The organism is Escherichia sp. KCJ4928, from assembly GCF_004352695.1.
Lineage (GTDB): Bacteria > Pseudomonadota > Gammaproteobacteria > Enterobacterales > Enterobacteriaceae > ECMA0423.
The window spans coordinates 1-10,587 of record NZ_SJWV01000144.1 but is presented as its reverse complement, the minus strand read 5'-3'; the positions used below and the strand labels follow the sequence as shown (position 1 = coordinate 10,587).

The window sequence follows — 10,587 nt, the reverse complement described above, 5'->3', positions numbered from 1 at the left end:
AATTAAACTTCGTAATGAATTACGTGTTCACTCTTGAGACTTGGTATTCATTTTTCGTCTTGCGACGTTAAGAATCCGTATCTTCGAGTGCCCACACAGATTGTCTGATAAATTGTTAAAGAGCAGTGCCGCTTCGCTTTTTCTCAGCGGCGCGGGGTGTGCATAATACGCTTTCCCGCTACAGAGTCAAGCATTTATTTTTGCTTTCTCTGCCGGAATTCTCAGGAGAACCCCGCTGACCCGGCGGCGTGTTTGCCGTTGTTCCGTGTCAGTGGTGGCGCATTATAGGGAGTTATTCCGGCCTGACAAGCGAAAAATATAAAAACTTTATCGTTCGCTCATTTTTCAGGCAAAGCATCTTAAATATAGTCTTTTCCGTCTAACTTATAGACAAAAACGAGCCCCGAAGGGCTCGTTTTATCATTTACTGGACGGCGACAATCCGGTCTTCATTAACTTCCAGGCGAATCACTTTACCCGGAACCAATTCACCAGACAGTATTTGCTGTGCCAGCGGGTTTTCGATCTGCTGCTGGATAGCACGTTTCAAAGGACGTGCACCATAGACTGGATCGTAACCGTTCTCGCTCAGCAGTTTCAGCGCCTCGTCAGAAATGTGGATTTCATAACCACGTTCTTCCAGACGTTTGTACAGACGTTTCAACTGAATCTGCGCAATCGAGGCAATGTGCTGTTCACCCAGCGGATGGAAGACCACCACTTCATCAATACGGTTAATGAATTCCGGACGGAAGTTATGGCTTACCACACCGAGCACCAGCTCTTTCATGTGCGCATAATCCAGTTCACCGAAGCGTTCCTGAATCAAATCGGAACCGAGGTTAGAGGTCATAATGACAACCGTATTACGGAAGTCGACCGTTCTCCCCTGCCCGTCAGTCAGACGACCATCATCCAGTACCTGCAACAGAATGTTGAAGACATCCGGATGCGCTTTTTCCACTTCATCCAGCAGGATGACGGAATACGGACGACGACGCACAGCTTCGGTCAGGTAGCCACCTTCTTCATAACCGACATATCCCGGAGGCGCACCAACCAGACGAGACACCGAGTGTTTCTCCATAAACTCGGACATATCGATACGGACCATCGCCTCGTCGCTATCAAACATAAAGTTCGCCAGCGCCTTACAAAGCTCAGTTTTCCCCACACCCGTTGGGCCGAGGAACAGGAATGAACCAATCGGGCGATTTGGATCCGCCAACCCCGCACGGCTACGGCGAATAGCGTTAGATACCGCATCAACCGCTTCGTTCTGACCAATGACGCGATGGTGCAGTTCTTGCTCCATACGCAGCAGTTTTTCGCGCTCGCTTTCCATCATGCGAGAAACCGGAATCCCCGTCCAACGCGCCAGCACTTCAGCAATTTCGGCGTCGGTCACTTTATTACGCAACAGACGCATAGTTTTGCCTTCGAGCTGCGTTGCGGCTTCCAGTTGCTTTTCCAGTTCCGGGATTTTGCCGTATTGCAGTTCAGACATCCGCGCCAGGTCCCCCACACGGCGAGCCTGTTCAATAGCGATTTTCGCCTGTTCCAGTTCCGCTTTAATGGTCTGCGTACCAGAAAGCGATGCCTTCTCTGCTTTCCACTCTTCTTCTAACTCGGAGTACTGACGTTCTTTGTCGCTCAGTTCTTCGTTGAGCATATCCAGGCGTTTTTTACTGGCTTCATCAGACTCTTTCATTAACGCCTGTTGTTCCAGTTTGAGCTGGATGATACGACGATCGAGTCGGTCGAGTTCTTCTGGTTTTGAGTCAATCTGCATACGAATGCTGGATGCTGCTTCATCGATCAGGTCGATGGCTTTATCCGGCAGCTGACGGTCAGCAATGTAGCGATGAGACAACGTCGCCGCTGCAACAATTGCCGGGTCAGTAATTTGCACATGGTGGTGCAATTCGTAACGTTCTTTCAGGCCACGCAGAATCGCAATGGTATCTTCAACAGAAGGCTCGGCAACAAACACTTTCTGGAAACGACGTTCCAGCGCAGCATCTTTTTCGATGTACTGGCGATATTCGTCAAGCGTCGTGGCACCTACGCAGTGCAATTCACCACGCGCCAGCGCCGGTTTCAGCATGTTTCCGGCGTCCATTGCGCCATCGGCTTTACCCGCGCCGACCATGGTATGTAATTCGTCGATAAACAGGATGACGTTGCCTTCCTGTTTGGCAAGATCGTTAAGCACGCCTTTTAAACGTTCTTCAAACTCACCGCGATATTTCGCCCCAGCCACCAGCGCGCCCATATCCAGCGCCAGTACGCGGCGGCCTTTCAATCCTTCCGGCACTTCGCCGTTGATAATACGCTGCGCCAGACCTTCAACGATGGCAGTTTTACCGACGCCGGGTTCACCAATCAGTACCGGGTTATTTTTAGTACGACGTTGCAGCACCTGAATGGTACGGCGAATTTCTTCATCACGACCAATCACCGGATCGAGTTTGCCCTGTTCGGCTCGTTCGGTAAGGTCGATGGTATATTTTTTCAAAGCCTGGCGTTGGTCTTCAGCACCTTGATCGTTCACGCTTTCACCTCCACGCATTTGTTCAATCGCTTGAGTAATGTTGGCGGTGGTCGCCCCTGCTGCTTTCAGGATGTCGGCCAGCGTGCCGCGAGACTCAAGTGCCGCCAGAACGAACAGTTCTGACGAGATAAAGTTATCACCACGTTTTTGCGCCAGCTTGTCGCAAAGATTAAGAACGCGCACCAGATCCTGTGATGGCTGGACATCACCACCAGTACCTTCAACCTGCGGTAAACGATTTAATGCCTGATTGATATCTGTGCGCAACTGGCCAGCATTTATGCCAGCGGATGTTAATAAAGGACTAACCGAACCCCCTTCCTGATTCAGCAGGGCGCTCATTAAATGAAGTGGTTCGATAAATTGGTTGTCGTGCCCGAGTGCAAGTGATTGGGCATCGGCAAGAGCAAGCTGGAATTTATTAGTAAGACGATCCAGACGCATAACTCCTCCCATAACGGATCAAAGTTGCTACTGGAGATTAAATGAGGTCATCCCTCAATTATTCAAGGTTATTGACCAGATTAATGTGAAAAGAAAATCACGCGTACCGGATCGTCTTGATTCTTTAGGTTATATCAGCCAAATGAAACTTGCCATACGACCGGTGGTCTTGTCGCGACGATAAGAGAAGAAAGTCTCATTTTCCGTATATGTACAACGGTCGCCGCCGAAAATTTGCTCAACACCCACGTTCGCCAGACGCTGCCGGGCAAGCTGATAAATATCCGCCAGATACTTATCACCATGCTGAATGAAAGCTGCACTTGCTTTAGCGTCTACTGCCATAAACGCCTCGCGAACCTCCACCCCCACTTCGAACGCGCGTGGACCAATTGCCGGCCCTAACCAGGCGAGAATATTTTCCGGATTATCAGCAAAACAGGAAACCGTCTCTTCCAGCACGCCTGCGCACAGTCCACGCCAGCCAGCATGAGCGGCGGCGACTTCCGTTCCCGCTCGATTGCAAAACAGCACAGGGAGGCAGTCGGCAGTCATCACTGCGCAAACCGTGCCGGGCGTATTGCTATAAGAGGCATCTGCTCGTTTTGAGGCATAAGGTTCGCCAGTAAGCTTAAGCACATCTTTGCCGTGTACCTGCTCAAGCCAGACCGGTTTAGAAGGCAAATTGCCCGCAGCAAAAAGTCGCTTGCGATTCTCCTCAACGTGATCCGGGTTATCGCCACAATGGGCACCGAGGTTGAGCGAGTCATACGGGGGCAAGCTCACGCCGCCGATACGAGAAGAGCTACAGGCCGCAACACCTTTTGGTAGCGGCCACTGCGGGACAATCAGCTTACTCATAACCAGTCCACTTCATCCTTATGCTCTTCGAAATCGGCGCGCATCACCTCAATCAGCTCCACCATATCTTGTGGAATAGGCGCATGCCATTCCATTTCGATGCCGGAGATCGGGTGATAAAGACGCAGCATGGTTGCATGAAGCGCCTGGCGGTCAAACTTACGCAGCATGGAGATAAATGCTTCCGAAGCACCTTTTGGCGGACGCGGACGGCCACCATAAACCGGATCGCCCACCAGCGGATGAGTGATATGGGCCATATGCACGCGGATCTGGTGCGTACGTCCAGTTTCCAGACGCAACCGCAGACGCGTGTGCACACGGAAGTGTTCCATGATGCGATAGTGAGTCACCGCCGGTTTGCCCATCGGATGCACCGCCATGTGAGTACGTTTGGTCGGGTGGCGGCTGATGGGTTCATCTACTGTACCGCCAGCGGTCATATGACCAATCGCCACCGCTTCATACTCACGAGTAATTTCACGCCGTTGCAAAGATTCGACTAAACGCGTCTGAGCCGGAACGGTTTTTGCCACAACCATCAGGCCAGTGGTGTCTTTATCCAGACGATGGACGATGCCCGCACGTGGTACATCGGCAATGGGCGGATAGTAATGAAGCAACGCATTCAGTACCGTGCCATCCGGGTTACCCGCGCCAGGATGTACCACCAGGTCGCGCGGTTTATTAATGACGATGATATCTTCATCTTCATAGACGATATCCAGCGGGATATCCTGCGGTTCAAAACGCGCTTCTTCTTCAATCTCAGCGTTGATGGCAACCTGCTCGCCACCCAATACTTTTTCTTTCGGCTTATCACAAACTTTGCCGTTTACCAGCACGCGCTGGTCGAGGATCCATTCTTTTATTCGCGAACGTGAATAATCCGGGAACATTTCGGCCAAAGCCTGATCTAAGCGTTGACCGAGTTGGTTTTCGGACACCGTTGCAGTGAGCTGTACTCGTTGTGCCATATATACTGCTTCTTCGTTTATCGTTGGGGTTTTACGGCTTTGCCGTTTAATATAGTGTGCTATTGTAGCTGGTCTTAACCGGGAGCAGGAACAGAGAATCTCCCGTATTACATTTTGAGGAAAGTCAAAACGTCATGACGCGCATGAAATATCTGGTGGCAGCCGCCACACTAAGCCTGTTTTTGGCGGGTTGCTCGGGGTCAAAGGAAGAAGTACCTGATAATCCGCCAAATGAAATTTACGCGACTGCACAACAAAAGCTGCAGGACGGTAACTGGAGACAGGCAATAACGCAACTGGAAGCGTTAGATAATCGCTATCCGTTTGGTCCGTATTCGCAGCAGGTGCAGCTGGATCTCATCTACGCCTACTATAAAAACGCCGATTTGCCGTTAGCGCAGGCTGCCATCGATCGTTTTATTCGCCTTAACCCGACCCATCCGAATATCGATTATGTCATGTACATGCGTGGCCTGACCAATATGGCGCTGGATGACAGTGCGCTGCAAGGGTTCTTTGGCGTTGACCGTAGCGATCGCGATCCTCAACATGCACGAGCTGCGTTTAGTGACTTTTCCAAACTGGTGCGCGGCTATCCAAACAGTCAGTACACCACCGATGCCACCAAACGTCTGGTATTCCTGAAAGATCGTCTGGCGAAATATGAATACTCCGTGGCCGAGTACTATACAGAACGTGGCGCATGGGTTGCCGTCGTTAACCGCGTAGAAGGAATGTTGCGCGACTACCCGGATACCCAGGCTACGCGTGATGCGCTGCCGCTGATGGAAAATGCATACCGTCAGATGCAGATGAATGCGCAAGCTGAAAAAGTAGCGAAAATCATCGCCGCAAACAGCAGCAATACATAACAGAAACCTGAAATACAAAACGGCAGCCCTTGAGCTGCCGTTTTTTTATTCTGTTAGTTGTGAAACTGAAGCGATTTAGTCACTATCGATCTCATCAAATATGGCTCGCTTTGAGATATTCCTCAAGTAAAAAAACACCTCTTCCTGCGATTTCTCACAAAAAAGATTCGTTGACAAAAAGTGACAAAATTATGAGATTCCCATCACACATTTTGACATCAGGAGCGGTATGCTGAATTCACCAAGACGGGAAGACAAGAGGTAAAATTTATGACAATGAACATTACCAGCAAACAAATGGAAATTACTCCGGCCATCCGCCAACATGTCGCAGACCGTCTCGCCAAACTGGAAAAATGGCAAACACATCTGATTAATCCACATATCATTCTGTCCAAAGAGCCACAAGGGTTTGTTGCTGACGCCACAATCAATACACCTAACGGCGTTCTGGTTGCCAGTGGTAAACATGAAGATATGTACACTGCAATTAACGAATTGATCAACAAGCTGGAACGGCAGCTCAATAAACTGCAGCACAAAGGCGAAGCACGTCGTGCCGCAACATCGGTGAAAGACGCCAACTTCGTCGAAGAAGTTGAAGAAGAGTAGTCCTTTATATTGAGTGTATCGCCAACGCGCCTTCGGGCGCGTTTTTTGTTGACAGCGTGAAAACAGTACGGGTACTGTACTAAAGTCACTTAAGGAAACAAACATGAAACACACACCGTTTTTCTTCGCATTCTTTTTTACCTTCCCCTGAATGGGAGGCGTTTCGTCGTGTGAAACAGAATGCGAAGACGAACAATAAGGCCTCCCAAATCGGGGGGCCTTTTTTATTGATAACAAAAAGGCAACACTATGACATCGGAAAACCCGTTACTGGCGCTGCGAGAGAAAATCAGCGCGCTGGATGAAAAATTATTAGCATTACTGGCAGAGCGGCGCGAATTGGCCGTCGAGGTAGGAAAAGCCAAACTGCTCTCGCATCGCCCGGTACGAGATATTGATCGTGAACGCGATTTACTGGAAAGATTAATTACGCTCGGTAAAGCGCACCATCTGGACGCCCATTACATTACTCGCCTGTTCCAGCTCATCATTGAAGATTCCGTATTAACTCAGCAGGCTTTGCTCCAGCAACATCTCAATAAAATTAATCCGCACTCAGCACGCATCGCTTTTCTCGGCCCCAAAGGTTCTTATTCCCATCTTGCGGCGCGCCAGTATGCTGCCCGTCACTTTGAGCAATTCATTGAAAGTGGCTGCGCCAAATTTGCCGATATTTTTAATCAGGTGGAAACCGGCCAGGCCGACTATGCCGTCGTACCGATTGAAAATACCAGCTCCGGTGCCATAAACGACGTTTACGATCTGCTGCAACATACCAGCTTGTCGATTGTTGGCGAGATGACGTTAACTATCGACCATTGTTTGTTGGTCTCCGGCACGACTGATTTATCCACTATTAATACGGTCTACAGCCATCCGCAGCCATTCCAGCAATGCAGCAAATTCCTTAATCGTTATCCTCACTGGAAGATTGAATATACCGAAAGTACGTCTGCGGCAATGGAAAAGGTTGCACAGGCAAAATCACCGCATGTTGCTGCGTTGGGAAGCGAAGCTGGCGGCACTTTGTACGGTTTGCAGGTACTGGAGCGTATTGAAGCGAATCAGCAACAAAACTTCACCCGATTTGTGGTGTTGGCACGTAAAGCCATTAACGTGTCTGACCAGGTTCCGGCGAAAACGACGTTGTTAATGGCGACCGGGCAACAAGCCGGTGCGCTGGTTGAAGCGTTGCTGGTGCTGCGCAACCACAATCTGATTATGACCCGTCTGGAATCACGCCCGATTCACGGTAATCCATGGGAAGAGATGTTTTATCTGGATATTCAGGCCAATCTTGAATCAGCGGAAATGCAAAAAGCATTGAAAGAGTTAGGGGAAATTACCCGTTCAATGAAGGTATTGGGCTGTTACCCAAGTGAGAACGTAGTGCCTGTTGATCCAACCTGATGAAAAGGTGCCGGATGATGTGAATCATCCGGCACTGGATTATTACTGGCGGTTGTCATTCGCCTGACGCAATAACACGCGGCTTTCACTCTGAAAACGCTGTGCGTAATCGCCGAACCAGTGCTCCACCTTGCGGAAACTGTCAATAAACGCCTGCTTATCGCCCTGCTCCAGCAACTCAATCGCCTCGCCGAAACGCTTATAGTAACGTTTGATTAACGCCAGATTACGCTCTGACGACATAATAATGTCGGCATAAAGCTGCGGATCCTGAGCAAACAGTCGCCCGACCATCGCCAGCTCAAGGCGGTAAATCGGCGAAGAGAGCGCCAGAAGTTGCTCAAGCTGAACATTTTCTTCTGCCAGATGCAGCCCATAAGCAAAAGTAGCAAAGTGGCGCAGAGCCTGAATAAACGCCATATTCTGATCGTGCTCGACAGCGCTAATACGATGCAGCCGAGCGCCCCAGACCTGAATTTGCTCCAGAAACCATTGGTATGCTTCCGGCTTACGTCCATCACACCAGACCACAACTTGCTTTGCCAGGCTACCGCTGTCCGGGCCGAACATCGGGTGTAACCCCAGTACCGGGCCATCGTGCGCCGCCAGCATGGCCTGTAATGGTCCATTTTTCACTGATGCCAGATCAACCAGAATACAATCTTTCGGTAAAGGCGGTAATTTGCCGATAACTTGCTCAGTAACGTGGATTGGCACACTAACAATCACCATTCCGGCATCGGCAACAATATCAGCCGCTCGATCCCAGTCATGTTGCTCCAGAATCCGCACCTGATAACCCGATAGTGTCAGCATCTTCTCGAACAGGCGTCCCATCTGACCGCCACCGCCGACGATAACCACCGGACGCAGTGACGGACAAAGTGTTTTAAATCCTTTGTCGTTTTCACTGGAGTAAGATTCACGCATCACCCGACGCAAAACATCCTCAATCAGATCTGGCGGTACACCCAGAGCTTCCGCCTCTGCACGACGCGAGGCCAACATAGATGCCTCGCGCTCCGGAACATAAATAGGCAGTCCAAAGCGGCTTTTCACCTCGCCCACTTCAGCAACCAGTTCCAGACGCTTCGCTAATAAATTCAGCAGCGCTTTATCGACTTCATCAATTTGATCGCGTAATGCGGTCAATTCAGCAACCATAATAAACCTCTTAAGCCACGCGAGCCGTCAGCTGCCCGTTCAGATCCTGATGAATTTCACGCAGCAAGGCATCGGTCATTTCCCAGCTAATGCAGGCATCGGTTACGGATACACCGTATTTCATTTCACTGCGCGGTTGCTCAGAAGACTGATTGCCCTCGTGGATATTACTTTCGATCATCAGACCAATAATTGAGCGATTGCCATCTTTGATTTGAGCAACCACGGATTCTGCCACCGCAGGCTGACGGCGATAATCTTTATTGGAATTACCGTGGCTGCAATCTACCATCAGAGACGGGCGCAGTCCCGCCTGTTCCATCTCTTTTTCACATTGCGCAACATCCGCAGGGCTATAGTTCGGCGCTTTACCACCGCGCAGGATGACATGCCCGTCCGGATTCCCCTGAGTTTGTAGCAACGCAACCTGCCCTGCCTGGTTAATGCCAACAAAACGGTGCGGCTGGGCGGCGGCGCGCATAGCGTTAATTGCTGTTGCCAGACTGCCGTCGGTGCCGTTTTTAAAACCAACCGGCATGGAAAGCCCGGAGGCCATTTCACGGTGAGTTTGCGATTCCGTTGTACGAGCACCAATTGCTGACCAGCTAAACAGATCGCCCAGGTATTGCGGGCTATTCGGATCTAACGCTTCCGTCGCCAGTGGCAGTCCCATATTCACCAGCTCAAGCAGCAATTTACGCGCGATCTGCAGCCCGGCTTCTACATCAAAAGAGCCATCCATATGGGGATCGTTAATTAACCCTTTCCAGCCGACAGTGGTACGGGGTTTTTCAAAATAGACGCGCATTACCAGATAGAGGCTATCGCTGACCTCTGCGGCAAGGGCTTTAAATCGACGAGCATATTCCAGAGCAGTTTCCGGATCATGAATGGAACAAGGACCACATACTACCAGCAGACGAGGATCGCGCCCGGCGATAATATCTGAAATGGTTCTACGCGAGTCAGCAATCTGGGCTTCTTGTTGCAGGCTCAATGGAAAAGCGGCCTTCAGTTGTTCCGGAGTCATTAAAACCTGTTCGTCGGTAATATGTACGTTATTCAGCGCGTCTTTTTGCATGATGGCGATCCTGTTTATGCTCGTTTGCGATAGTTGATCCTCAGCGAGGATGACGTAACGATAACACATAAAGTAAAGTTTTCAATCCATATTTCGTACATTTTTATTTACACAGGCAATTTAGTCGCGATTTCAACCCTTACTTCTGTATAGATAAATTTACACTCCCTTTGAAAACAATCCGCTATGCTTTGAAAAAGGAGAAAGAAATGATGAAAAAGTTTATCGCCCCCTTGTTGGCTTTACTGGTTAGCGGATGTCAGATTGATCCTTATACTCACGCGCCAACCTTGACCAGCACCGACTGGTATGATGTCGGTATGGAAGATGCGATATCGGGCAGCGCCATAAAAGATGACGATGCATTTAGCGATTCACAGGCGGATCGCGGTCTATACCTTAAAGGATATGCCGAAGGACAAAAGAAAACTTGCCAGACCGATTTTACTTATGCCCGGGGACTTTCCGGTAAAAGCTTTCCTGCCAGCTGCAACAATGTTGAAAATGCCAGCCAACTGCATGAAGTATGGCAAAAAGGGGCTGATGAAAATGCCAGCACAATACGATTAAATTAATTAAAACCCCACAAATAAATTAAACATAAGATTTTAC

10 protein-coding genes and 1 other annotated feature are annotated in these 10,587 nt (G+C 49.7%); of the genes, 5 read left to right on the top strand and 5 right to left on the bottom strand.

All coding sequences use genetic code 11. The features are described from left to right. Positions 1-424: 424 nt before the first annotated feature. The 3 genes from clpB to rluD form a co-directional block, all read right to left on the bottom strand. Positions 425-2,998: an ATP-dependent chaperone ClpB gene (gene clpB, locus E0D98_RS17620; protein ID WP_001235102.1), complete on the bottom strand. Its 2,574-nt coding sequence runs from the start codon at positions 2,996-2,998 to the stop codon at positions 425-427. Between the two features lie 129 nt (positions 2,999-3,127). Next, on the bottom strand, positions 3,128-3,859 hold the full coding sequence (yfiH, locus tag E0D98_RS17615) for a purine nucleoside phosphorylase YfiH (RefSeq protein ID WP_000040115.1): 732 nt from the start codon (positions 3,857-3,859) through the stop codon (positions 3,128-3,130). Next, the gene (gene rluD, locus E0D98_RS17610; RefSeq protein WP_000079107.1) at positions 3,856-4,836 is read right to left on the bottom strand and encodes a 23S rRNA pseudouridine(1911/1915/1917) synthase RluD; all 981 of its coding nucleotides are present in this window, start codon (positions 4,834-4,836) and stop codon (positions 3,856-3,858) included. The genes yfiH and rluD overlap by 4 nt, the downstream gene beginning before the upstream one ends. A gap of 134 nt (positions 4,837-4,970) precedes the next feature. Here rluD and bamD point away from each other — a divergent pair, with 134 nt between their 5' ends. From bamD to pheA, 4 genes are all read left to right on the top strand, one after another. Continuing rightward, positions 4,971-5,708, top strand: a complete 738-nt coding sequence (gene bamD / locus E0D98_RS17605; RefSeq protein WP_000197686.1) for an outer membrane protein assembly factor BamD — start codon at positions 4,971-4,973, stop codon at positions 5,706-5,708. 270 nt (positions 5,709-5,978) lie between these two features. Beyond that, the gene (gene raiA, locus E0D98_RS17600; RefSeq protein WP_000178456.1) at positions 5,979-6,320 is read left to right on the top strand and encodes a ribosome-associated translation inhibitor RaiA; all 342 of its coding nucleotides are present in this window, start codon (positions 5,979-5,981) and stop codon (positions 6,318-6,320) included. 102 nt (positions 6,321-6,422) lie between these two features. After that, positions 6,423-6,548 (top strand) — a sequence feature (Phe leader region). After that, positions 6,424-6,471, top strand: a complete 48-nt coding sequence (gene pheL, locus E0D98_RS17595; RefSeq protein WP_001386991.1) for a pheA operon leader peptide PheL — start codon at positions 6,424-6,426, stop codon at positions 6,469-6,471. It overlaps the preceding feature by 48 nt. Positions 6,549-6,569: 21 nt before the next feature. After that, entirely contained in the window at positions 6,570-7,730 is a 1,161-nt protein-coding gene (gene pheA / locus E0D98_RS17590; protein ID WP_000200116.1) for a bifunctional chorismate mutase/prephenate dehydratase, read from the top strand. Between the two features lie 42 nt (positions 7,731-7,772). On the opposite strand, the gene tyrA is transcribed toward pheA, so the two are convergent. Both tyrA and aroF read right to left on the bottom strand, forming a co-directional pair. Then, entirely contained in the window at positions 7,773-8,894 is a 1,122-nt protein-coding gene (gene tyrA / locus E0D98_RS17585) for a bifunctional chorismate mutase/prephenate dehydrogenase (RefSeq protein ID WP_000225221.1), read from the bottom strand. A gap of 10 nt (positions 8,895-8,904) precedes the next feature. Then, positions 8,905-9,975: a 3-deoxy-7-phosphoheptulonate synthase AroF gene (gene aroF, locus E0D98_RS17580; RefSeq protein WP_001168054.1), complete on the bottom strand. Its 1,071-nt coding sequence runs from the start codon at positions 9,973-9,975 to the stop codon at positions 8,905-8,907. A 209-nt stretch (positions 9,976-10,184) separates the two neighbouring features. On the opposite strand from aroF, the gene E0D98_RS17575 reads away from it, so the two are divergent. Next, positions 10,185-10,550, top strand: a complete 366-nt coding sequence (locus E0D98_RS17575) for a DUF2799 domain-containing protein (RefSeq protein ID WP_000976004.1) — start codon at positions 10,185-10,187, stop codon at positions 10,548-10,550. The last annotated feature ends 37 nt before the right edge of the window (positions 10,551-10,587 follow it).